The organism is Rhodopseudomonas parapalustris (assembly GCF_053772255.1).
The window spans coordinates 52,137-76,066 of the sequence record NZ_JAMKBZ010000011.1; the positions used below are offsets into that span (position 1 = coordinate 52,137).

Here is a 23,930-nt window from a genome sequence, read left to right on the forward strand (position 1 = left end):
GTGGCAAAAAAGCCACGACGGCGTGCAATTGCGGACGTTTCGCGCAAAAAAGGATACCGCTCACCGACGGCCTCCCGCAAAATCCCGACCAATTAGCTCGGCCAACGAGCAAACGGTTTCCAGACCAGATCATTTCGGGGTGCGGCGTGCGATTGAAAGCGACAGGGGCGGGGGCTGTGGCGGCGATGTTGATCGCCGTCTCCGGCGCGTCGGCGCAGGAGGCGAAGCCGACGCCGGCGGCGATGGTGCAGCAGGGCTACGACGCGCTGTTCAACCAGATGTATCAGCAGCCGGCGAATCTCGACGTCAGCTTCAAATTCGCCCATGCCGCGGTCGAGCGGGGCGACTACGAGGCGGCGATCGGCGCGCTGGAGCGGATGCTGTTCTTCAATCCCGATCTGCCGCGAGTGAAACTCGAACTCGGCGTGCTGTACTTCAAGCTCGCCTCCTACGAGATCGCGCGCGGCTATCTGGCCGATGCGATCAAGGGCGCCAACGTGCCGGACGACATCCGCGCCCAGGTGATGGCGTATCTGGCCGAGATCGACCGCCGGCTGTCCAAGCACGAATACAGCGTGTTCATGCACGGCGGCATGCGCTATCAGACCAACGCCAATATCGGGCCGAATTCGCTGCAGGTGCGCGCGCTCGGCCAGGATGCGATCCTCGATCCGCGGTTCGGTCGCAAGCCGGATTGGAATGCGTTCCAGACCATCACCGCGGCCTACGCCTACAAGCTCAATCTGCGCGGCGACGCGATCGAGACCACCTTCCTCGGCTACAATTCGCGGCAATTCACCCAGAGCCAGTTCAATCTCGGCCTGCTCGAAGGCACCATCGGCCACCGTGTCGGACTCGGCCAGAACGCCTCGTTCAAATACTACGCGATCGGCGACAAGGTCTGGCTCGGCGATTACAGCTATTTTGGCGCGCTCGGCGGCGGTCTGTCGGCGCGCTCGACGATCGGCGACAACGGCCTGATCGAAGGCTATGTCGAGACCCGGCATCGCAAGTTCACCGACTCCACCTACTATCCGACCGCCGGCACCCAGACCGGCGATCTGACGACCGCAGCAATCACCACCGATTTCAGGTTCGGCCCGGTGCATTGGACCACGCGCGGCGGCTACGACGTCAACAAGGCGGTCGCCGACTACAACAGCTACAAGCGCTATTCGATCGATATGGCGTTCCCGGTCCAATTCGTGGTGCCGGTGTTCGGCCAGCCGCATCAATTCGTGGTGGCCCCGACGATCGGCTACAGCCGCTCGACTTACGATGCGCCAAATCCCATCGTCGATTTTGAGGCAATTCGGCGCGAGGACGAGTATCGCTACGGCGCCATCCTCGACGCGCAGATCGCCGGCCATGTCGGACTGCGCACCCAGGTGCTGTACACCAAGATCGACTCCAACCTGCCGAACTATCGCACCAACAACCTGTCGACCTCGATGGGGCCGACGGTGCGTTTCTGAGGAGGCTCGTGATGCGTCTGTCGAGATGGATGATCGGGGCCGGTGCTGTGATCGCGGCCGGGAGCGTGGCGAGTGTCGCGGTGGCGCAGGAAGTCGGCAAGGCTTCGGCGGTGAACCCCGCTGCGACGGCGAACTTGCGGACGATTTCGATCGGGCAGTCGATCGCCCACAAGGAGCGGATCAAGACCACCGACAAGGGCTCGGTGCAGATCCTGTTCATCGACAAGACCTCGATGACGGTCGGCCCGAACAGCGATCTGACGATCGACGAATACGTCTATGATCCGAACGCCGGCACCGGCAAGCTCGCCGCGCGGCTCGGCAAGGGCGCGCTGCGCTTCGTCGGCGGCCAGATCAGCCACACCGGCGACGCCGAAATCAAAACCGCCTCGGCGACCGTCGGCATCCGCGGCGGCGTGGCGATGATCGGACCCGGCTTCGTGTTCGCCGGCTATGGCAGCTCGACGGTGACGACACAGGGCGGCACGGTGACGCTCGGTGCCGGCGAATTCACCCAGACGCCGGGCGGCGGCCAGCCGCCGTCGCCACCGGCTCCGCCGCCGCCGAACTTCGTGCAGAGCCTGATCCAGTCGTTCCAGAGTGCGCCCGGCCAGAGTGGCGGCGCCGGGCAGGGCACTGCGTCTCGCGGCAACGTGCAGCGCGCCGAAGCGCGGGCCACGGGGAGCCCGAACGGCGCGGTCGCTGGCTCGCTGACCCCGCAGCCGCCGCCGACGCCGCTGCCGGCGATCAACCAAGTCGCCTCGTCGCTCAATCAGACGATCCAGACTTCCACGCAGCAGGCCGCGGTGCAGAGAGTGGAGCGACCGACAAAGACACTGGTCGGCTTCGTCGGCGGATTGATGACCAGTCTGTTAACGAACTATAGCACGTACCAATCGGCATCGGTTGGGACGCTGGAAGGCACCTTGACAGGCGCTGTGGACGGGCGTGGCCTTGTGAACGCCGAGGCGACCGGATCTGTGACGCAGTCTCCTGGTAGTAGTGGTTATTTGCCGGGCAGTTTCACCTATCGCTACGATACGCAGGGCGGCTATTATGTGGCTGAACCGGCGAAAGACGCAAATGGTCAGCCGACCTCGACCATCGATCATATGCCGATCTATGATCAGTCGGGCTTCGCGGTGATGCTCAGCGGCGCTGCGGCTCAGCAGTATGGCGATGCCATCCGGCCTGGCCTGACTGTTTGCTCCTGCGACTACACCAAATGGGGACTTTGGCAAAGTTCGAGCCAACAGACGGTTGCTGGCAGTAACTACCAGCATGTTGCGATCGGATACTGGGTGGCTGGCCGTCCAACGAGCGCGGGGGAGGTCCCGTTGTCCGGCTCCGCGAGTTACGTGGGCCATGTCATCGGCTTCGATAACAGCAGCGGCAACGTCGCGGGCAATCTGACAACATCCGTCAATTTCGCAACCCGCACTGGCAGCGTGGCCGTTGCCGGATTCGGCGGGGTCGACTACAGCGGCTCACTCGCATTGAGCGCTAGCGACCCAAGGAACATTACTGCATCATTGACTGGTCTCGGTCGCACCATGAACCTCAACGGAAGCTTCTTCCGGGGTGTCGCCAGTCCGGTCGGTGAGATGGGCGGCAACGTGTCGATCAGCGGCCCCAGCTATATCGGCGCGGGCATCTTCGCGGCCAAGATGCAGTGATCGCGGCATCGGTCACATGTGAGACGGCGGTCCGGCGTGGTCGCCGATCGACGCCGACTGCTGATCGCGGCGGCCGAAACTGGGTGGCACGTAGCGCGCGGTGGCTCGTGCGCGCTGCTGCGACACCGGATCGGTGACTTCGACCGATACTTCCATCGACTGGTCGGATACAGGGCTGGTTCTGACCAAAGCCGTGCGATGGCCGAGAACGCGTTGTGCCGCGGCGGTCGACACCGCGTCGCGGCGCTGAGACGTCAACGGCGCCGATGCGGCAAGCGCATTGACGCCGGCCAGCGCTGCTTCATCGGCGAGGCGTTGCAACGGTGGATCGGTGCGGTGCAGCAGTGGCACGGCGAACACGGCGGCGACTCCGACCGGAACAGCGAGCAGCAGCGCCAGCGGCGCGGTCAGCCGTCGAGGGGAGCGGTGCGGTCTCATGGCCTGATCCTCCCTGTTGCGCCGGCGACCGGCGTCCTCCCGGTTCGCTCTGCGATCTGCTAACGTCGAGCCGATGCGTCAGTTCCCCGACCCCTGCGCCGGTCCTCGGCGCCACCGCAACCGGCGAAACGCCGGGCGCGTACCTCTCAGCGACCTTTGGCTTCGCGAGCGGGGCTTGCGATGCGTGTGCTGAGCGGTGCGGCGCATCCGCTGCTGATCCGTCTGGCGCGCGGCTTTGTGCGACTGCGCTGGCTCGCCCGCGGCAAATACATGCGGGCGGCTTCGGCGGCGTTGCTGATGCTGCTCGCGCTCACCGCGTTGCGTACTTACGAGCCCCGCATCGTCACCGAAACCAAGGAGCGCGTGTTCGACGCCTACCAGCGGCTGAAGCCGCGGCAGCCGGTGGAGGATCTGCCGGTGCGGATCGTCGACATCGACGAGGCTTCGCTCGCCGCCTTCGGGCAATGGCCGTGGCCGCGGACGCGGCTGGCCGCACTCACCAAGCGGCTCGCTGAACTCGGCGCCGGGGTGATCGCTTATGACATTATCTTTTCCGAACCAGACCGCACCACGCCGGAGCGGCTGGTGGCGGATCTTGCCGCATCCGATCTGCCCGACCGTGATCGCGCGGTGGCGCTACTCAAGAGTCTGCCCGATCACGATACGAGCTTCGCCGATGCGATGCGGCAGACCGGGACCGTGCTCGGCTTCGCGGCGACGCGGCGTGCCAACGACACAAGGCCGTCCGTGAAGACCGGGCTGGCTTTCGTCGGCATCACGCCGACCAAGGTGCTGCCGCCGTTCCACGGCGCGGTTTCCAATTTGCCGCTACTGGACGACGCGGCCGCCGGGATCGGCGCGATCAACCTGTCGGCGCGCGACCGCGGCGGCGTGGTGCGCAGGCTGCCGATGCTGATGTCGGACGGCACGCGTGTCTATCCCGGCCTTGCGGTCGAAGCGCTGCGCGTCGCCCAGGGCCAGAAGGGCGTCATCATCCGCGGCACCGGCGCGTCCGGCGACGACGACACCGGCCACGCGGCGCTGGTCGACATGCGGGTCGGTCAGTTCAAGCTGCCGCTGACCGACGACGGCGAGGCCTGGCTGTACTACGACCGGGACGATCCGAGCCGCTACGTTTCGGCCAAGGATGTGCTCGACCCGGCGCAGACCGATCGGATGCGCGATCGGCTCGAAGGCAGCATCGTGCTGATCGGTGCCACCGCATCCGGCCTGGTCGATGCCCGCGCCACGGCGATCGGGCAGGTCATGCCTGGCGTCGCGATCCAGGCGCAGATGCTCGAACAGATCCTGTCGCAGGAGTTTCTCGAACGCCCCGACTGGGCGCGCGGCTTCGAGATCGTGATGACGTTGCTGCTCGGCTCCCTGGTTGCGGCGCTGGTGCTGCTCGCCGGTGCGCGGTTCTCGCTGGTCGCCTGCGGCCTGGTGTTCGTCGGCGCGATCGGCGGCTCGTGGATCGCGTTCTCGCTATTCCGACTGCTGATCGATCCGGTGTATCCATCGCTGGCGACGCTGTTGACCTACATCGCGGTCGAGCGGGTGCTGCACACCGCTTCCGACCGCGAGAAGAAATTCGTGCGGCAGGCGTTCGGACAGTATCTGGCGCCGGATCTCTTGGCGCAACTCGAACGCGCGCCGGACGGGCTGCGGCTCGGCGGCGAACAGCGCGAACTCAGCGTCATGTTCATGGACGTGCGCGGCTTTACCCCGATCTCGGAGGCGCTGAGCGCGACCGAGCTGGTCGACTTCATCAACACCCTGCTGTCGCCGCTGTCGGACGCGATCCAGGACGAACTCGGCACCATCGACAAGTACATCGGCGACTCGATCATGGCGTTCTGGAACGCGCCGGTCGATGTGCCCGATCACGCCGCGCACGCCTGCCGCGCCGCGCTGAAGATGCGCAGCGTGGTCGAGCAGCTCAACGACGCCGACGCGTTCGGCTTCGCCGCGCGCGGGCTCGCCGATCCGGTGGTGCGGATCGGCATCGGCCTCAACACCGGCATCGCCTGCGTCGGCAACATGGGATCGGAGAAGCGCTTCAACTATTCGGCGATGGGCGACGTCGTCAACGTCGCGGCGCGGATCGAAAGCGCGTCGAAAGAGTTCGGCACGGATCTGTTGGTGTCCGAAGAGGTGGCGCGCGCTGCACGCGCAATCGCGCTGCTGGAGGCGGGCGAGATCATGCTGAAGGGCAAGTCGCGACCGACCCGGCTGTATGCGCTCGCCGGCGACGAAACCTATGCGGCGTCCGACACGTTCGCAGAGGTGCAGCGGCTGCATCGCAGCCTGCTCGACGCGTTGGCTGCGGAGGATGAGACGCGGGCGACGACGATGCTGGCGGCGTGTCGCGCCGCCGCGCCGCAGGCGCTGAAGGGGCTGTATGATTGCTTCGGCGCGCGCGTCACCATGCTCGTCGGCGCGTCGCGGCCGCAGCTCGATCGCGCTGACGGTTAGCGGGCGGGCGGATTATTCCGCCGCCGGGCTGAACGAGATCTGATGGCGGATGTGATCGGCGCAGGGCAGGGTGAAGCGGAACAGCGTGCCGCCGCCCGGTGCCGGCTCGGCCTTGATCGAGCCGCCATGCGCCTGGATGATGGTTTGCGAGATCGACAGGCCCACCCCCATGCCGTCCGGCTTGGTCGTCGCGAACGGTTGGAAGATCCGCTCGGCGATCAGCGAGTCGAGGCCTGGACCGGTGTCGGCGACGACGACTTCGACCATGTCGTCTTCGACCAGCCTGCTGTTGATCGTCAGCTTGCGATCACGTTGTTCGCGCATTGCCTCGAAGGCGTTGCGGATCAGATTGAGAAACACCTGTTGAACCTGCACCTTGTCGACCAGCACGCGGTCGAACGCCGGATCGAGCGCCAGTGCGACGTCGACCGGGTGGTCGCGGGTCAACACCGAGGCGAGGGCGAGGGCGTCTTCGGCGATCACGCGCAGGCTCTCGATGGTCTTGTCGGTCTCGCCGCGGCCGACGAACTGGCGCAGCCGCTGGATCACCGCGCCGGCGCGCAGCGTCTGCTGCGCCGCCTTGTCGAGCGCTGTGCTGATCTTGGTCCTGTCGGGATGGTCGCTGGCCTCGATCAGCCGACGCGAGCCCTGCACGTAGTTGGTGACGGCGGCGAGTGGCTGGTTGAGCTCGTGCGCCAGCGCGCTCGACATTTCGCCCATGGTGCTGAGCCGGGCGACCCGCAGCAGCTCTGCCTGGAGCGCCTGCAGTCGCTGGTCGGCTTCCTGCTGCCGCGCCACCGCGCGCTGATGCTCGAGCAGGAACGCCGCGATCGCGGCGCTGCCGACCGCGAGGATCAACAGGCAGGCGGTGATCAGCGCGGCGGCGAGACTTTCCCGGTCGTGCCGTGACAGGCGCTGGATCAGCAGCCCCTGCTCGGTGCGGGTCAGCACCGCCAGGCTGGTTTCGATCCGGTCCGTCAGGCGATCGACCCGTGCCTGCTCCAGGATGTCCAGCGCCTCGCGCATTCGCTCCGGACCCAATTCCACCACGCGGCCGAGCTGCGCCATACGCATGTCGGTCAGCAGCCGCAATTCGTCGAGATGGGCGATCTGTTGCGGATTGTCGGCCAGCACCGCGCGCAGGCTGTCGAGCCGAGAGGCCAGCGCGTCGCGGGCGTGACTGTAGCTGTCGCGATAGGTCTCGACGCCGGTCAGCAGGTAGCCGCGTTCGCTGGTCTCGGCTTCCAGCACCGCCTGCTGAATCGAGGCGATCGACAACAGCGCCTCGTTGGTCTGCTGCACCCATGAGAAGCTGTCGCGCAGCCGCATCAGGTTCAGCACCAGCGCGCCGGCGATGACGATGAACAGCAGCAGGGTCGCGCCCAGCAGCCACGGCCCGAGAAAGCCAGTTGATAATGATTTTCGAGACATCGCCATTCACGCACACACGACCGGAATACCCTAGAGCAAATCCGTTGCGGATTGAATCGCATCAGACTCGTAGAGTTGTTCTAGTGTGGTGTGTGCAGCGCATGAAATGGCGTTGGTGCGCCGATGAGTTAGACGAAAGACGGGGGCGCCGTGTCGCTGCGGGCCGGCGTCGCGACCGATTTGCAGTGAAACTTACAGCTTCCGGCTGAGGGTGAACGCGCCGCGCATCTGCCCCGGCGCGAAGCCGGTCGCCTGATCGTCGGGATACAGCGCCTGGATCTTGGCCGCCACGTCCGGCCTCAGCGCGCGGCCGTGGCAGGTCAGGCACAGCTCCGCGGTCGGAATAGCTTGAATGTATCTAAATACCTTCTCGCCGTTCTGATCGACGATTTCGGCATGGTGCAGCGAGGCCGCGGGCGTGCCTGTCGCGATCTGCGCGACGAATTCGGTCATCACCCGGCGTTCGAGATCGTCCGGCGCGGCGCTCGGGTTGCGCGGCTTCAGGCTGGTGCGCGCGACGGTCCAGCCGCTGCGCTGCGACGCTGTTGCCGCGATCGTGGGGGCTTCGCGGTTGCAGAACCCGATCGCTTCGACCGGACCGGAGCTCTCCATCGTGCTCTTCAGAACCCCGAGCAGCGCTCCGCTGTAGTCCTTGATCACGCTCCGCGCCTCGGCCTGCAGGGCGGCTTGGTCGACTGCGCGATCGCGCGCCGCCAGTGCGGCGAACGCGGCCGCAGCGACGACGATGAAGGCAATGAACGCTCTGGTCGACATCGATACACCCCGCTCGTCCGGTCGAGCCAATACCTGCCGCATCGGTACGTGGAGCGACGGCTGTGGTCTGTGATCAAGTCACGTTGAGCGGCTGCGGCGATTGCGGCGAGGGGCGTAGGTCTGCTTCTCCGCCTCGGCGAAAAACATCGGTGTGTTCTCGGTAGTTATCGTTGTTCGACCACTTGCAGCCGCCGCCGCCGCGACAGGCAGCAGAGCGCCGAGCACGATCGATCCGGACAATCGCTCGTTCAGGAGACCGAGGCCCGATGTAGGCTTGCTCTCGATCCGTCTTCCGGCTGGCGCGTTCCCAAGTCGCCAATGCGAGCGGTTCTCGATAATTGATTGGGATCAATTCGCAACGCCGAGCTGCTTCTTATAGTCATCTCCAGAATCGGAGGTTTCCGTTGTGAATTTCAGACCCGACAGCAGTCATTTTGCGCTGGGAGAGATCGAGCCCATCGACTTCAATCGCCTGGGCCGGCAGTCGAAACCGTCTCGCGAAAGCGACATGCTGCAGTCGGTTGGCCTGCGGCCGACGGCGCAGCGGCTGCTTCTGACCCGCCTGCTGTTCGGTGGTGGCGATCGACATGTGACCGCCGAAATTCTGTACGAAGAGGCGAGCAGGTCGAGCGCTCAGATCTCGCTTGCGACCGTCTACAATACCTTGAATCATTTTGCCGAGCTCGGCCTGGTGCGTCGGGTCAGCGTGGATGGCAGCAAGACCTATTTCGATACCAACGTGTCGGATCACCATCACTTCTATCTCGAGGCCAGGCACGAATTGATCGACGTTCCGGTCGAACACATCGCGCTCGGCAGCCTGCCGGAGATCCCCGAAGGCTACGAGATCAGCCGGGTCGACATGGTGGTCCGGCTTCGCCGCAAGACCCGCGAGTAGAGCGCGCAAGCGATCCGAAAACGGCAGGCCGGCGACATTGGTCGCCGAGGTCGAGGGACGGCAACCCTTCAACCATTCCGAGTTCAGCGATTCGCCGCGGCCCTGCGGCGGGTCGCTGACGGCTGTTTGCGGCGCTGTCGCCGCAGGGCTAAGAGAGCCGGTGGGACAATGAATCGCACCGCTCCGCATCCGGCTTTGTGACCATGTCACTGCATCGTCAGGTTGGATGTGCGAATCTGCGACCATGGAAACGCTTCACCGGGATGGGCGAAGCTGTCGGTCGTCGCAGCAGAGCTTGCGGACGACCCATCCGATCGGAAAGGGATTTGCTAAGATGAAGTTGAAAATCGTTACTATCGTCGGGCTGGCCGTTGCGGTCAGCGGCGCCGCGGTTGCTCAGACCGATGTGATCGCGCAGCGCAAGGCGATCCTGAAGCAGATGGGAGAGGCCACCAAGCCGATCGCCGCGATGATGAAGGGCGAGGCGAAGTTCGATCAGGCGGTGGTCAAGAAGTCGCTCGGCGCGATTGCCGACGATGCGAAGAAGCTTCCGGCATTGTTCCCGGCCGATTCCAAGACCGGCGGCGACACCGCCGCGCTGCCGAAGATCTGGGAAGACAAAGCGAAGTTCGAGGACCTGTTCGCCAAGCTGGCAGCGGCCGCGACCGCCGCGCAGGGCACGATCACGGATCAGGCCTCGCTGAAGGCGAACATGGGCAGCGTGTTCGGCACCTGTAAGTCGTGCCACGACGATTTCCGCGCCAAGAAGAGCTGACGGAATGAAGGAAGCGAGCGTCGTCGCCTGGGACGGGCCCACGCGCGTCTTCAAGTGGGCGCTCGTCTTCGTCGTGGTCGACGGCTGGATCAGCAACAAATATGGCGGGGGCTTCCCCGCCTGGCACAAGCTGAACGGCTACACCGCGCTGGTGCTGATCGTGTTTCGAATCCTGTGGGGCTTCGTCGGCGGTTCGACCGCCCGGTTCGGCAGCTTCGTCGCGATGCCGGGCAAGGTGATGGCCTACCTCGCCGACAAGAAGAAGTTCCTCGGCCACAATCCGCTCGGCGGCTGGATGGTGGTGGCGTTGCTGGCGCTGGTGCTGGCCATGGCGACCACCGGTCTGTTCTCCGGCGACGAGGATCGCCTGATCATTGACGGGCCGCTCGCCAAGACGGTGTCTGACGCAACGGTCGAGTCCGCTGCGCTCTGGCATCGGCGGATCTTCACCGCGATCGAACTGTTCGTTCTGGTCCATGTCGCGGCCAACGTCATCTATGCCCTGACCAGCCGCGAACCGCTGATCCAGGCGATGATCACGGGCCGCAAGCCAGCGGACGACTATGCCGACATGCCGGCGGCGGAGCCCGGTCCGTGGGGCAGGGCGCTCGCCTGTCTGGCCGTCGCGGCCTTCATCGTGCTGGCGCCGATCTACATCATCGGCGGCCGGCTTTTGTAACCGCGAAAGGCCGGCTCGCTCTGCCGCGGCCGGCCTTCGGATCTCAATTGATCTCGGTTTCGACGAACCGGCGCCCGCCGCGACGGGCGTGCGCCGGTTCGTGTCCTCAGAAGGTGTGGACGAGACGGGCAGTGAAGTTGCGGCCCGGCTCCAGCAGCGGGTTGTACATCGACTGCGGATACGACCTGTTCACATAGGTCGCTGCGCTGACGTAGGACGTGTCGAAGATGTTCTGCAGGCTGAGGTGCACCTTGGTGTCGCCGAGGCGCGGCGAGATCAGAATGCCGAGATCGAGCGACGCGTAGATGCTCGGCACCGCGTAACCGCCGGTCGGGTACTCCTCGGTGGAGCTGATGCGGGTCTTCGCTCCTGCCCAGTCGACCGCCGCCCCCAGCGAATAGCCGGAGCCGAGCGGGGCGTATTGCACGCCGACCCGGCCCTTCCACGGCGCGATGAACGGCAGCGGCGTGTCGGTGTCGGTGTTGGTCGCCTGCAGCCAGGCGGCGTTGCCGTACAGATTGAACGACGGCGTCGCCTGCCAGCGCCATTCGGCCTCCACGCCGTTCACCGTGGCGTGGCCGACGTTCTGCCGCTGGGTCATCGAGGAGCCGTTGTAGTTGACGAACACGGTCTGCAGGAAGTCCGTGTAGTGGCTGTCGAACGCCGTCACCTTGATGGTCGCGGTCGGGAAGTTGAGCTGGAATCCGCCCTCGTAGGTGAGGCCGGTCTCAGGCTTGAGTTCGGGATTCGGAATCGTCGTGCCCGAAAACGCGAACAGCTCAGAATTGGTCGGATAACGATACGAGGTGCCGACCGACGCGAGCAGATCGAGCACCGGCGTCAGATGGACGGTCGCGCCGAAGCTGCCGGTCGGCGCGGTCTTGGTGACGTCGGCGTTCTGGCGCAGCACCTGCAGCGCCTTCGCCGAGCTGACCGGAGACAGTTCGGACGTGGTGTTGAACCAGTCGAACCGGCCGCCGGCCGACAGCGTCAGCAACTGCATCGGAGTCCATTCGTGCAGCATGAAGGCGCCGACATTGGCCTGGGTGTTGTCGGGCGCGGTCTGAGTTTCCGCCGTGGTGGTCGTGCTCGTCGCTGTCTGCCGCATCGTCCACGACGTGCTGCCGGGCCGCCATTCCTGGAAGCCGTCGATACCGAACGTGGTCTTCACCAGCCCCCACGGTGCCGGCTCCCACGGGATCACGCCCTGGGCGCGACCGCCGATCACCAGCGGACCGCCCACATGGTTCTCCGTGCGGGTGACGACGCCGGCGGTCGCGGCGTTATAGTTGACCAGCGTGGTGTCGAAATAGTTGGCGTAGAACGATCCTTCGACGTGCTGCACCAACTGGTCGGTGAAGTCGCCCGAATAGGACAGCTTCGCCATGTGAACCTTGTTCGGTTGCTGCCGCACCTTGGTGTAGGGCCAGCCCGGGGCGCCGCCGACGCCGCCGGCGCGGCCGTCTTCCTCCCAATAGTCTCGCAGCGTCAATTCGAAGCGCTGATTGTAGGTCGGCGACCAGCCGAGCCGCAGATTGCCGCCGATGCTCTCGTAGTCGCTGTTGAGCGCCGCGCCGCTCGGCGTCTGATAATTGCCGCCCTTGCGATAGCTGATGCCGCCGAGCACGTCGAAGCCGAGGCCGGCCGCCTGCGCCCATTCATAGGTGCTGAAGCCGTTGTCGACCGAGCTGTAGCCGGCCGAGAAGCCGCCATGCGCGATCCGCCACGGACCGAACGGATCGACCTTCGGTCGCCGCGTGACGACATTGACGAGGCCGGTCATCGCTTCCGAACCGTACACCACCGAACCGGGGCCGCGGATCACTTCGACGCGCTCGATCTCCTCGGGCGCGAAATAATTGAGCTGCAGCGTGTTGCGACCGCGGAAGCGATCGCCATCGATATACATCGGCGAGCGCCAATTGTTCGACGAGAAACCGCGCAGATAGATCTGGCCGCCGATGCCGCCGGCGCGTGCAATCGACACGCCCGGCACATTCTGGAGAATGTCGAGCAGGCTGGTGGGGCTGGTCTGTTCGATCTGCGCGCGATCGACGACCGTGATGCTCTGCTGCGCCGGATGCGGAATACCAGCCTGCGGCAGTTTGCCGCCCATCGGCTTGAGAGCGCTGTCGTCGGTCGCCGCACCTGACGCAGCAGCTTGCTCGCCCTGCGCTGGCTTCGGTGCTTGTGCCACGTTGCGACGCGAGGCGCGGCCCGCATTCGGACGCGACGCGCGCTGCAGCTTCGCCGAATCAGCCGCTTCCACGCGCACTTCCGGCAAGACGTGCCTTGCGCGCTGCGACGGCACTTCCGCTGTTTGCGCGCGCGCATCGACGCTCGTTATCACGCAGGCCAGCGCGACGCTCAGTCCGCACGTCGACGCGAGTAATGCGCGTTTCTTGGCTTCGAGCGCGAATGCTCTTTGAATCATCGGATTAGTCCCCAGCTCACGAACAGTGAGTGGGGTCCTTAACGATTCGTCATCTCGTCGGCCACCATCCCCACGTTAGCGAGTGGGCCGGTTACCACCACGCGGATGCAAACTTCGACACATTACAGATTGCGGTGCGCGATCCATGAGCGTGCGATTAGCAAGGACCGCAACTCGACGAAATCAATCCTTGAACGATTCCATTGTCGGAGGCGGCGCTTTCGATGGCAGAGGATGTTTTGGTTTTGCGTTTTCGTCTCGCCGTCTCCTATGTAGGCGACGTCCCTGTCGCCACTGAACGTGGTGAACGCTTTCGAGATCGATGAGGTCATGTTGTCTCAGCTACGTCGAATAAGGCGGGCTCTTGCGATGGCGGTCGGTGCTGTCGCTGTGTGCGTCGCGCTGGGTGCTGCGCGTGCGAGCGATCTGACCGATCAGCGCGGGGCGACCGTCGCCGTCGCGACGCCGGCGCAGCGCGTGGTGTTTCTGCCGATGCCGGCGCCGTCCATCTATATGGCGATCGATCGTTCGTCAGCGCACGTCGCGGGGATGAATCCGGCATCGGCGACGGCGATGCAGTCCGGCATTCTCGGCCGGATCTTTCCGTCGTTCGACAGGATTCCGACCGGGATCACACGCGGTGCCGGTGTGGTGCCGAACGTCGAGGCGATCATGGCGCTGCATCCGGACGCCGTGCTGCAATGGGCGACGTCGGGCGACGAGCCGATCGCGATGCTCGACCGCGCCGGATTGACCGTGCTGGGACTGCGTTACGGCGGTCAGGACGAGGTCGAAGGCGCGATCCTGATGATGGGGAAGCTCGCCGGGCAGGCGTCGCGCGCCGCAGCGATCGTAGAGCGCCAGCAGCAACGGCGCGCGGCGCTGGCCGCTGCACTCGAGGCTATGCCCGCCGCGGACCGACCGCGCGTGCTGCATCTGTCGCGCGCATCCGACTCGTTCGCCGTCGCCGGTCGCGACACGTATGCGGACTTTGTGATCCGCATTGCGGGCGGCCGCAATGCGGCGGATGAAATCGGCGGTAGCCGCACCGTCACGCTCGAGCAGATGCTGGTGTGGAATCCGGAGGTCATGCTACTCGGCAATTTCGACACCGCAACGCCGGACGATCTCTATCGCGATCCGCGGTTGCAGAGCATCAAAGCGATCAGAGAACGGCGGGTGTATCGCGTGCCGCTCGGCGGCTATCGGTGGGATCCGCCGAGCCACGAGTCGGCGATGGCCTGGGCCTGGCTTGCCGGTCTGCTGCATCCCGGTCGCGTCGCGATCGATCTGCGCGCCGACATGCGCGGCTGGTACACGTTTCTGTACGATCACGCGCTGAGCGACGGCGAGATCGACGATATACTCCGAACGCGGCTGAACGGCGGCTCGGCGGGCTACGCGCGGTTTGCGGTCGCCCGATGAGCACGCTCGACGCCACCACGCTCCGGCAACGGCGGCCGATCGCCGCTCCGATCGCGATCGGCGCGCTGGTCCTGCTGCCGGTGGCCACCGCGATGCTGTGCCTGTCCGCAGGGCGCTATCAGGTGCCGGCAGTGCACGTCTTCGGCATTCTGCTGCACGATGTTCTGAGCTTGCTCGGTCTCGACCCGACGGGCGTGGTCACCGCGACCTGGACACCGACCGAGCGGATCGTCGTGACCACCGTGCGGCTGCCGCGGGTGCTGATGGCGGGACTCGCGGGGGCCGGGCTGGCGCTGTCCGGCGCGGTGTTGCAAGGCATGTTCCGCAATCCGCTGGTCGGTCCGCAGACGATCGGCGCAGCGTCGGGGGCGTCGCTCGGCGGCGTCATCGCCATCCTGCTGTTCGGTTTCGGTCTGCCGGTGCATCTCGGTGCGTTCGGCGGTGCCGCGCTGGCGCTCGCTGCAGTGCTGATCGTTCACCGCGGCGACGGCGTCTCGCCGGTGCTGACGCTGGTGTTGGCCGGCGTCGTGGTCGGCGCGTTCTGCAGCGCGCTGGTCGGCTTCGTCACCTTCATCGCCGATCCGGAAGTGAAGCTGCCCGGCATCGTGTTCTGGCTGCTCGGCAGCTTCGCGGCGGCGAGCTGGCCGAGTCTGGTGCTGCTGGCGGTGTGCACCTTCGTCAGTGGCGGCGTGATGCTGGCGATGCGCTGGCGCGTCAACGTGTTGTCGCTGGGTGACGAGGAGGCGCGTTCGCTCGGCGTCGAGCCGGGCCGCGACCGCGTCATCCTGCTCGCTGCGACGTGTCTTGCGATCTCGGCGCAGGTCGCGGTGTCCGGCACGATCGGCTGGGTCGGCCTGGTGATCCCGAATTTGGTTCGGATGGTGGTCGGCGCGGATCACCGCCGCTTGCTGCCAGTTTCGGCGGTGGCCGGCGCTGCGTTCCTGATGGCGGCCGATACTCTGGCACGCGACTTGTCGGCGGCCGAGATTCCGGTCGGCATCGTCACCGCGATCGTCGGCACGCCGGTGTTCGCCTGGCTGCTGCGCCGCCACGCGAGAGGGCAGGCTGCATGATCAGAGTCGAGCAGGCGGGGCATTGGTTTCGGCCGGAGCAGTGGTTGTTTCGCGATCTGTCATTTGCAGTGGCCGAGGGCGAGGCGACTGCGATCCTCGGGCCCAATGGCTGCGGCAAGACGACGTTACTGCGCGCGCTGTCATCGACGCTGGCGCTGAAGCAAGGGCGGATCAGCGTCGACGGCATCGTCGGCGTGGTGCCGCAGGCGTTGCGCGGCGATGTCGGCTACCGCGTGGTCGACATGGTGCTGCTCGGCCGCAGCCGTTATCTCGGTCGCTTCGGTGCGCCCGGCCGGCGCGATCTCGCCCGCGCTGAAGCCTGTCTCGAGGCCGTCGGCATCGCTGACCTCGCCGAGCGGCGCTACGACCGGCTGAGCGGCGGCCAGCGTCAGCTCGTGCTGTTCGCCCGCGCGCTCGCCTGCGATTGCCGGGTGCTGCTGCTCGACGAGCCGGCTTCGGCGCTCGATCTCGCCAATCAGGGCGTGGTGCTGCGGTTGATCCGCCGCCTCGTGCGCGACGACGGCATGACCGTGGTGTTCACCACGCATCATCCCGATCACGCGCTCGCGGTTGCCGACAAGGTGCTGATGATGGCGGGCGAGCCGGTGTTCGGTCCCGCTGCGACGACGCTCGACGAAGCCAATCTGGCGCGCCTTTACGGCGTGCCGGTCCGGCGCGTGACGATTGAGGCGGACGGCGAACGGATCGAGGCGACCGTGCCGGTGCATCGGCTAGTGGCCGACGCACCGGGCGCGACGCCGTTATGATCGCGCGGTAGCCTGCGCCCATCGCAGGAAGCCGTCGAGGAAGCGCGTCGTCGCCGGCATGAACCGGCTGCCGTGGTGATAAAACGGGTCGAGCGTCGAGACGATCAGACGGCCCGGCGTCGAGACGCGGTCGTCGTAGAGCAGGGCGCCGCCTGGATCGCGACCGTCGCGATCGTCGGGCACGGTGACGAGCGACTGCGCGCCCTTCGGCGGAAACAGCACGCCGTGGATGTGCCAGATCGTCGAGTCCGGGGCGACGTGGCCGAACATCTGGTGATCGGGCGCGACGAACTGGTGCGGCGGCTTCTGCGCGGGATCGAGCCACCACCAGAAATTTGTCGGGCGCGGTGCGGTGCGCACGCCGGGGGCCCAGGTCTCGGCGTCGCTTTCGCCAAGCACCACCAGGGTTCGGCCGCGGGCGAGAAAGTCGGCGATCAGCGGCCGATGCCGTCGCATCAATTCGGGATTGCTGCGATCGGGCACGATCAGCAGCGTCGGCTCGGCGAGATCGTCCGCGGTCAGCGCCGGGGTATAGATCACGCGATCGAAACGGTCGCGGAAGCGTTCGCCGAAAATGGTCTCGTGATGATAATAGGTGCCGCCGTCGAGAACAGCTACGGTCATGGGCGTGCCTCCACCAGCCAGGCGATGAGTTGCGGCAGCAGACGCCGCGTCGAGTCGTCGCTGCCGAAGCTCCACAGGTCGTTGCCGCCGTGCATCAACACCTCGCCGCGGCCGTGCCGATAGATGAAGTCGAGCGGTCGGGCCTCCGGCCCGAGGGTGTGGATCACGGCCGCGCCATCCGGCGGGGTGTGCCAGGCGTGTCCATAGAAACCGGCGACGCCCCGGCGGAAGGTGAGGTCGTGGAGCGCGACGCCGTCCCAGATCGGATGCGGGGCGGCGCGCGACACGGTGAGGTCGGCGATGCTGCCGCCGCCGAGCGGCTGAACCGGGCCAAGGCCGGTGAGGAACGGGTGGGCGATGTGTCCGCTGATCGCCACACGGCCGCCGGCAGCGACGTAGTCGTCGAGCAGCGCGGTGTTCGCCTGCAGGAAGCGCTGGTCCATGTGCATGCCGATCAGCAGCGCGTCGGCGCTGCCGAGCAGCGCGGCATCGAGCGTATAGAGATCGACATCGCGAATGCTGCAGTCGAGACCGGTGAGCCGTTCGGCCCAGGCTGCCGACGATGTCCTGTGGCCGCAGAACGGGCGAATAATGGTCTTCATGGTCGCACCGTCCGGTTACAGCCGGTCGAACAGAGTGTCCGGCGCGGTGGCCAGCACGTCGTCGGCGACGCTGCGCTTCAGCGCCGACAGTTCAGCGTTCTCGTCGTCGCTGCGCGCGGCACCGCGGGCGATCAGTTCGAAGAACCGCTCTGGAACCACGCCGGGGCGGAGCGCTGCGCCGACGCTGCGGTCGCCCGCCGAGACCCGCCAGCTGTAGGACATGTCGGCGCCGGGGCAGAGCCGCGCATGCGGCAGCGAGCGGTCGACGGTGTAGACGCCGCGCGTCACCGCGCGGGTGACGAATTCGAAAGCGTCGCGCACGCCCGGGCCGGGATGGCCGCTGACAACAACAAGATCGGCGCGCTTCATCGGCCGCTCGGGCGACAGCGCCGGCAGCATCAGCCGCAGCGCCTGAAACGTCACCGCGAGCATCGCGAGCGCCGCTTGGCCGTGATACGCCGCGACCGCGTCGAAGCCGATGTCGATGAGGTCTTCTTCGCCCGCGACGGTGAGTGTCGGGCGAGTGCCGGGAGTTGCAGTCATGGTAGTCCGATCGAGTTGGATGGAAGCGACGACGCAGGAATGTGCTTCGCGTAGCAACAAGGTTTGAGCGCAGCAATTTGCGAGTCTCACGCATCGCGTGCAGCAACTGCTTCGACTTGGCGTAACTCACTCGCGGTAAACGCTTCTTCGCGAGATTTAGAATTGACTGAAACTCGCGAAGAGTCGTTCGCTTGCGCGGCAAGTCGTCGGCGCTGTCGAACGCGGTCATCGAGGACAGGCTGACGAGTCGCTCTCGCCGTTGTCAGGCGCGCGCATTCGCTGTAATGCGGTGCTTGCGCGGCGACGAGGTTCGCCGTGCTGCGAATGTGGATTGGATGTCAGAGCTTGTGTGATCAGGCTCTCTGATTGTTCAGAGAGCCTCGTGAAGTCGAAGCCGGCGGGCGCAACGGTGCCCGCGGGTGCTTGTTCACGTCCATCACACGAGACATCCATGAATATCTCACGAAACGAACAGCGTGCGCTGCACGTTCTGGCGCTCGGCGGCTGCATCCGTCACGCGCGCAGCCATGGCCGCAAGATTTCGTCTGTCCTCTGCATCACGCGCGAGGGAATGATCCTCGCCGATTTCGATCTGGAGCTGTTCGAGCGATTGCGGCGGAAGCGTCTGATCGAATCCCGCTCGGGCAGCCCGTATCGGATCTCGCAGCTTGGTCGCATCTGCGTGCGTGCGCAGCTCGACAATCAAGGAGCATGACATGCTGATCCGCAACGAAACTGCGGCCGACGTCACCGCGATTGGCCGGCTCGTGACCGAAGCTCTCCGGACGCTGCCGCAGGCCACCGGCACCGAGGCGGAGATCGTCGAGAGGCTCCGCGCGCAAGGCGCTCTTGTCTTGTCGCTCGTGGCCGAGGAGGATGGCAACGTCGTCGGCTATCTGGCCGCCTCGGCGGTGCGGATCGGTGCGCAGCACGACTGGGGACTGATCGGTCCGCTGGTCGTTTTGCCGTCCCGGCATCGTCAGGGGATCGGCTCGGCGCTGATGGCGGAAGCTCTCGGCCGATTGCGCGCCACTTGCCGCGGTGCGGCGCTGGTCGGCGATCCTGGATACTACGGACGGTTCGGTTTTCGTGCCTTCCCAGGTCTGCGGGTGACCGGCTGTCCTCCCGACGTGGTTCAGGCGTTGCCGTTCGGCGGTACTGAGCCTTGCGGCGAACTGATCCATCATCCGGCGTTCGGTCTGAACCAGCAGACGTAGCACGAGGCCGGGCTGCGTCACCGCGAGGCGCAGCCCGGCTGCTGGCCGAAGTCGCCGGGCAGGGCGCGGCGCGCGACATCGCGTCGCGACGAGCGGCGAAGTCCGGCTGAAGCGCGATTGGGCTGCTACCTGATGACGCGTACTCGCGGCGGCGCAAGTGTCGCTGCACCTGCTTCAGATGTTGAGCCGCTCTCGTCGTCGGTCACCGCCGCGTAGAACACGAGGCGAAGGTGTTTCTCCTCGTCGACGATGAAGGACGAGTGGTCGAACGTCACAGCTCCCTGGCCCTCGATCATGAAACTGCGGCGGCCCTCGCATCGGCCGTGGACGTCATGTTGATTCCACAGCGTTCTGAAGGAGGGCGAGACCTGCTCCAGCGCCTCGACGAGCGCGACCATGCTTTCATCCTCCGGGGCCTGCGCGAAGTCGCGCCGGAAGCTCGCTAGCACTTGCGGCGCCTGCACCGCCCATTCGACGATCCGGCTGCTCAGCCGATCATCCGCAAACAGCATCCACAGCACGTTCCGCTCAGCCAGCTCGCGCGCCTCGAACCCGAACAGGCGATCCGCAGCGGCGTTCCAGCCGATCACATCCCATCGCAGATTCAACACATAGGATGGCCGCAATGTGAGGTCGTCGAGCAGTCGGCGGACCAGCGGCGGCAGCTCGCACCAAGCACGGCCGGCCATCGCCGGAGGACGCTGATGTGCGAGCACGAACAGATGCCGCCGCTCGACCTCGTCCAGCTTCAGCACGCGGGCGACGTTGTCGAGAAATGCCGTGGAGACCTTGATGGCTCGGCCCTGTTCCAGCCACGTATACCAAGTCAGCCCGACACCGGCGAGGGCGGCGATTTCCTCACGGCGCAGCCCAGGCGTTCGCCGTCGTTTACCGGCCGGCAGACCGACGTCGAGCGGCGACAGACTCTCCCGGCGTCGCCGCAGAAAGTCCGCCAGCTCGGAGCGCGTGCGATCGAGTCGATGATCCAGCGTATCACTCATAGTAATACGATAATTTGTTCCATAGTAATAGTTTATCGGGGGTGCAAAGCGACTTCAAGACGATTGGAGTTGCCATGACTGTTCACCGCCCGCCTTCCAACATCGCTTCTGCCTCGACCGCCACGATGACCCGCCCCCCGACACTTGCGCTGGGAATCCTGTTGCTCGGCGGGTTCATCACGGTGTTCGACCTGTTCGTCGTCAACATTGCAATTCCGTCGATGCAGGCCGATCTCGGCGCGAGCTTCGCCGACATCGGCTTCGTCATCGCCGGCTACGAAGTGGCCTTCGGCGTGCTGCTGATCGCGGGCGGGCGGCTCGGTGACCGCCATGGGCGGCGCCGCCTGTTCGCGCTGGGCATGGCCGGATTTGCCGTCACGTCGTTCCTCTGCGGCATCGCGCCCGATGCGATCAGCCTGATCGTCGCTCGTCTGCTGCAAGGAGCGACCGGCGCGTTGCTGTTCCCGCAGGTCTATGCGCTGCTACGCGTGCTCTACGACGAGGCGGGACGCCGCCGGGCATTCGGTCGTCTCGGGATGACGCTGGGACTGGCCGCGATCGCCGGGCAGGTGGTCGGCGGTCTGATCGTCGAGAGCGATCTGTTCGGGCTCGGCTGGCGGATGGTCTTTCTCATCAACCTGCCGATCGGCCTGGTTGCGGCGTGGTCGGCACGGATTATTCCGGAATCGCGTGTGGCCGACGCGCTGCGCGTCGATTGGGCGGGCATCGGATTGGCGGCGGTGGGGTTGCTGCTGTTGCTCTTGCGGCTGCTCGAAGGTCCCAGGCTCGGCTGGCCGGCGTGGACATGGATCAGCATCGTTGCGTCGGTCGTCCTGCTGGCGCTGTTTCTCGGATGGGAGCGCCGCGTCGCAGGTCGCGGCGGCGATCCGGCCGTCGATCTCACCTTGTTTCGAAATGTCGCATTTTCCGTCGGGTCGGTGGTGGTGCTGCTGATCTATTCGACGGCGACGTCACTATTTCTCTGCTTCGCTCTGTTGACGCAGTCCGGAATCGGGCTGTCGCCATTCGAGGCAGGCGCGCTGTTTGCGCCCGCGAGTATCGGGTTCGTCGCGGCGTCGCTGCTGGCTCCGCGGCTGGTGGCGCGGTTTGGAAACGCCACGATCGCGGTCGGTGCACTGATCTACGCTGCCGGAATCTGCTGGTTGATCGCCATCGCCGCTGGCGTCTACGGTCGCGCCGGAACGCTCGCGCTGCTGCCGCCATTGGTGATCTTCGGCTTTGGACAAGGTCTGTCGATGACGCCGCTGCTCAATCTGGTGATCGGCGCCATCGCGGAGCGACATGCCGGAATGGCGGCGGGGTTCATCTCGACGATGCAACAGGTGGGTGGGGCGTTCGGCGTCTCCGTCGTCGGCATCTTCTTCGTCCGCATTCTCGATCGGGAAGCTGGCGCAGGCCTCTCCGAGGCGCGGCGTTACGCCGACGCATTCTCCGGTGCGATGATCTACAATGTCGCCGCCATCGTCGTGGCTGCCGCGCTGATCGCCGTCCTGGTCCGGATCAGACGGGCTGCTGAGCGATGATGGGGCGGCACCGGGAGAACGTCCTAGGTTGCTGCCGGCGAGCCCACTCGATCACTTCGCAGTTCGCTGAGCAGCTATGCGCAAAGACGCGATGGCCCTTGCATCGCTGCTGCAGCCGACGTTTCGTCTGCGCGCACACGATTTGCACGCCGAGAACGACCATCGATCGCGCGGCATGCACCTCCGTATCGATATGGAATGGACACGTTCTGCGGCCGCCGACCGCCGAGTCCTGTGACGAAGTCACCGAACGATTTGAATGCCTCTGACATTCTGTCGCAGCAGCGCCGCTCGACCAAGCCATCGCCCGATCGGCCATCGGCGGCAACTCTGCAACAGGGGGCCCGATCGTGATCGGGACTTCGCAGTCATGAATCTGGACATCTCCCTGTTGGCCGCGTGCGAAGCCTCGCATGCTCAATCTCACCGCATCGCTATGGAGCCGCCGCCCGCGGCGGATCGGCTTCACTCTTCGGAAGGATGTCGGCCATCATGGTGGACTCAACATTCGTAGAGCTGTCGCGCTGGCAGTTCGCCGCGACCGCGCTCTATCACTTTCTGTTCGTGCCGCTGACGCTCGGACTCTCCTGGCTCCTGGTCATCATGGAGACGGTCTACGTGATGACCGGCAAGGAGATCTACAAGGACATGACCAAATTCTGGGGCAAGTTGTTCGGTATCAACTTCGCCCTGGGCGTCACCACCGGCCTCACCATGGAGTTCGAGTTCGGAACCAACTGGTCGTACTACTCGCATTATGTCGGCGACGTGTTCGGCGCGCCGCTGGCGATCGAAGGCCTGATGGCGTTCTTCCTGGAATCGACCTTCATCGGCTTGTTCTTCCTCGGTTGGGACCGGCTGTCGAAGCGCAAGCATCTGGCGGTGACGTTTCTCACCGCGATCGGCTCGAACCTGTCGGCGCTGTGGATCCTGATCGCCAACGGCTGGATGCAGAATCCGGTGGGCTCGGTGTTCTCGCCGGAGACGATGCGGATGGAGATGACCAGCTTCGCCGAGGTGTTCCTCAACCCGGTGGCGCAGGTGAAGTTCGTCCACACCGTGGCGGCCGGCTACGTCACCGCGTCGGTGTTCGTGATGGGCATTTCCGCATGGTACATCCTGAAGGGGCGGGACCTCGCGTTCGCGCGCCGCTCGTTCGCGGTCGCGGTCGGTTTCGGCCTGGCGTCGTCGCTGTCGGTGATCGTGCTCGGCGACGAGAGCGGCTACACCCTCGGCGACGTGCAGAAGGTCAAGCTCGCCGCGATCGAGGGCGAATGGCACACCGAGAAGCCGCCGGCGGCGTTCACGCTGTTCGGCTTCCCGAGCCAGACCGGTCAGGCGATCGCCGACGCGGTGAAGATCCCCGCGGTGCTTGGGCTGATCGCGACGCGATCGATCGACAAGCCGGTCCAGGGGCTCGCCGATCTTGAACGCGAGCATCTGGCGCGGATCGAATCCGGTCGGATCGCCTATGCGGCGATGACCAAGATCCGCGCCGGCGACACCTCGCCGGAGACCCGCAAGACCTTCGACGCTCACGCCAAGGATCTTGGTTTCGGCCTGTTGCTGAAGCAGTTTGTCGAAGACCCCGCAAACGCCACGCCGGAGCAGATCAAAGCCGCTGCCGCATCGACCATCCCGACGGTGTGGCCGCTGTTCTGGGCATTCCGCATCATGGTCGGTCTCGGCTTCGTGATGCTGGCAACCTTCGCGGCCGGCTTCTGGTTCAACGCCAACAAAAGCCTCGAACGAAAGCGCTGGTTCCTGTGGTTCACGGTGCTGATGATCCCGGCACCTTGGCTGGCGTCAGAAGCGGGCTGGTTCGTCGCCGAATTCGGCCGGCAACCTTGGGCGATCGGCGAAGTGCTGCCGACGTTCCTAGCCACGTCGAGCCTGACCTCGGGCGACCTGATCTTCTCGCTAACCGGCTTCCTCGCCTTCTACACGCTGCTGCTGGTGATCGAGCTGTTTCTGATGTTCAAGTTCGCCCGGCTTGGTCCGAGTTCGCTCGGCACCGGACGCTATCACTTCGAGACCAACGCCAAGCCCGCTGCCAAGCCTGCCGCGGCTGTGGTGTGA

The 23,930-nt window shown here is 65.6% G+C and carries 21 protein-coding genes; 13 read left to right on the forward strand and 8 right to left on the reverse strand.

All coding sequences use genetic code 11. The annotated features are described in order from the left end of the window. Positions 1 to 185 precede the first annotated feature (185 nt). Both M9H71_RS11865 and M9H71_RS11870 read left to right on the forward strand, forming a co-directional pair. The gene (locus M9H71_RS11865; protein ID WP_455405283.1) at positions 186 to 1,475 is read left to right on the forward strand and encodes a tetratricopeptide repeat protein; all 1,290 of its coding nucleotides are present in this window, start codon (positions 186 to 188) and stop codon (positions 1,473 to 1,475) included. 11 nt (positions 1,476 to 1,486) lie between these two features. Continuing rightward, positions 1,487 to 3,151, forward strand: coding sequence for a FecR family protein (locus M9H71_RS11870; RefSeq protein ID WP_455405209.1), 1,665 nt, complete (start codon positions 1,487 to 1,489; stop codon positions 3,149 to 3,151). 12 nt (positions 3,152 to 3,163) lie between these two features. Here M9H71_RS11870 and M9H71_RS11875 read toward each other — a convergent pair whose 3' ends face one another. Then, the gene (locus M9H71_RS11875; RefSeq protein ID WP_455405210.1) at positions 3,164 to 3,589 is read right to left on the reverse strand and encodes a hypothetical protein; all 426 of its coding nucleotides are present in this window, start codon (positions 3,587 to 3,589) and stop codon (positions 3,164 to 3,166) included. A gap of 180 nt (positions 3,590 to 3,769) precedes the next feature. Here M9H71_RS11875 and M9H71_RS11880 point away from each other — a divergent pair, with 180 nt between their 5' ends. Next, complete coding sequence (locus M9H71_RS11880; RefSeq protein ID WP_455405211.1) at positions 3,770 to 6,064, forward strand: CHASE2 domain-containing protein; 2,295 nt, start codon at positions 3,770 to 3,772, stop codon at positions 6,062 to 6,064. Positions 6,065 to 6,076: 12 nt separating this feature from the next. On the opposite strand, the gene M9H71_RS11885 is transcribed toward M9H71_RS11880, so the two are convergent. Together M9H71_RS11885 and M9H71_RS11890 are read right to left on the reverse strand one after the other, a co-directional pair. Next, entirely contained in the window at positions 6,077 to 7,495 is a 1,419-nt protein-coding gene (locus M9H71_RS11885; protein WP_455405284.1) for a sensor histidine kinase, read from the reverse strand. 192 nt (positions 7,496 to 7,687) lie between these two features. Beyond that, positions 7,688 to 8,269, reverse strand: a complete 582-nt coding sequence (locus tag M9H71_RS11890) for a Tll0287-like domain-containing protein (protein ID WP_455405212.1) — start codon at positions 8,267 to 8,269, stop codon at positions 7,688 to 7,690. A gap of 448 nt (positions 8,270 to 8,717) precedes the next feature. On the opposite strand from M9H71_RS11890, the gene irrA reads away from it, so the two are divergent. The 3 genes from irrA to M9H71_RS11905 all read left to right on the forward strand — a co-directional run bounded on the left by irrA (position 8,718) and on the right by M9H71_RS11905 (position 10,621). After that, the gene (gene irrA / locus M9H71_RS11895; RefSeq protein ID WP_455405285.1) at positions 8,718 to 9,167 is read left to right on the forward strand and encodes an iron response transcriptional regulator IrrA; all 450 of its coding nucleotides are present in this window, start codon (positions 8,718 to 8,720) and stop codon (positions 9,165 to 9,167) included. Positions 9,168 to 9,501: 334 nt separating this feature from the next. Then, a complete protein-coding gene (locus M9H71_RS11900; protein ID WP_455405213.1) occupies positions 9,502 to 9,942 on the forward strand; it encodes a c-type cytochrome in 441 nt (146 codons plus the stop codon). Positions 9,943 to 9,946: 4 nt separating this feature from the next. Next, positions 9,947 to 10,621 carry a cytochrome b/b6 domain-containing protein gene (locus M9H71_RS11905; protein WP_455405214.1) on the forward strand — a complete coding sequence of 225 codons (675 nt, stop codon included), beginning with the start codon at positions 9,947 to 9,949 and terminating at the stop codon, positions 10,619 to 10,621. Between the two features lie 106 nt (positions 10,622 to 10,727). Here M9H71_RS11905 and M9H71_RS11910 read toward each other — a convergent pair whose 3' ends face one another. Then, positions 10,728 to 12,890: a TonB-dependent receptor gene (locus M9H71_RS11910; RefSeq protein WP_455405215.1), complete on the reverse strand. Its 2,163-nt coding sequence runs from the start codon at positions 12,888 to 12,890 to the stop codon at positions 10,728 to 10,730. Positions 12,891 to 13,424: 534 nt separating this feature from the next. On the opposite strand from M9H71_RS11910, the gene M9H71_RS11915 reads away from it, so the two are divergent. From M9H71_RS11915 to M9H71_RS11925, 3 genes are read left to right on the forward strand one after another with little or no spacing between them, the layout of a single operon-like run. Further along, positions 13,425 to 14,480, forward strand: coding sequence for an ABC transporter substrate-binding protein (locus tag M9H71_RS11915; protein WP_455405216.1), 1,056 nt, complete (start codon positions 13,425 to 13,427; stop codon positions 14,478 to 14,480). After that, complete coding sequence (locus M9H71_RS11920; protein ID WP_455405217.1) at positions 14,477 to 15,553, forward strand: FecCD family ABC transporter permease; 1,077 nt, start codon at positions 14,477 to 14,479, stop codon at positions 15,551 to 15,553. Before M9H71_RS11915 ends, M9H71_RS11920 begins: the two co-directional genes overlap by 4 nt. Further along, a complete protein-coding gene (locus tag M9H71_RS11925) occupies positions 15,550 to 16,320 on the forward strand; it encodes an ABC transporter ATP-binding protein (RefSeq protein WP_455405218.1) in 771 nt (256 codons plus the stop codon). The genes M9H71_RS11920 and M9H71_RS11925 overlap by 4 nt, the downstream gene beginning before the upstream one ends. Here M9H71_RS11925 and M9H71_RS11930 read toward each other — a convergent pair. From M9H71_RS11930 to M9H71_RS11940, 3 genes are read right to left on the reverse strand one after another with little or no spacing between them, the layout of a single operon-like run. Next, on the reverse strand, positions 16,315 to 16,944 hold the full coding sequence (locus M9H71_RS11930) for a hypothetical protein (protein ID WP_455405219.1): 630 nt from the start codon (positions 16,942 to 16,944) through the stop codon (positions 16,315 to 16,317). The two genes, M9H71_RS11925 and M9H71_RS11930, sit on opposite strands and share 6 nt — an antisense overlap. Next, entirely contained in the window at positions 16,941 to 17,546 is a 606-nt protein-coding gene (locus M9H71_RS11935) for a hypothetical protein (protein ID WP_455405220.1), read from the reverse strand. Before M9H71_RS11935 ends, M9H71_RS11930 begins: the two co-directional genes overlap by 4 nt. A gap of 15 nt (positions 17,547 to 17,561) precedes the next feature. Continuing rightward, entirely contained in the window at positions 17,562 to 18,089 is a 528-nt protein-coding gene (locus M9H71_RS11940; RefSeq protein WP_455405221.1) for a hypothetical protein, read from the reverse strand. A 382-nt stretch (positions 18,090 to 18,471) separates the two neighbouring features. Between M9H71_RS11940 and M9H71_RS11945 the strand changes: the two genes are divergently transcribed. Both M9H71_RS11945 and M9H71_RS11950 read left to right on the forward strand, forming a co-directional pair. Further along, positions 18,472 to 18,804 (forward strand): YjhX family toxin, encoded by a 333-nt coding sequence (locus M9H71_RS11945; RefSeq protein WP_455405222.1) that lies wholly within the window; start codon positions 18,472 to 18,474, stop codon positions 18,802 to 18,804. Position 18,805: 1 nt separating this feature from the next. Then, entirely contained in the window at positions 18,806 to 19,306 is a 501-nt protein-coding gene (locus M9H71_RS11950; RefSeq protein WP_455405223.1) for a GNAT family N-acetyltransferase, read from the forward strand. A 125-nt stretch (positions 19,307 to 19,431) separates the two neighbouring features. Here the strand turns inward: M9H71_RS11950 and M9H71_RS11955 are convergent, their stop codons facing one another. Further along, entirely contained in the window at positions 19,432 to 20,307 is an 876-nt protein-coding gene (locus tag M9H71_RS11955; RefSeq protein WP_455405224.1) for a helix-turn-helix transcriptional regulator, read from the reverse strand. A 74-nt stretch (positions 20,308 to 20,381) separates the two neighbouring features. On the opposite strand from M9H71_RS11955, the gene M9H71_RS11960 reads away from it, so the two are divergent. After that, the gene (locus tag M9H71_RS11960) at positions 20,382 to 21,851 is read left to right on the forward strand and encodes an MFS transporter (RefSeq protein WP_455405225.1); all 1,470 of its coding nucleotides are present in this window, start codon (positions 20,382 to 20,384) and stop codon (positions 21,849 to 21,851) included. 492 nt (positions 21,852 to 22,343) lie between these two features. Continuing rightward, positions 22,344 to 23,930, forward strand: a complete 1,587-nt coding sequence (locus M9H71_RS11965) for a cytochrome ubiquinol oxidase subunit I (RefSeq protein ID WP_455405226.1) — start codon at positions 22,344 to 22,346, stop codon at positions 23,928 to 23,930.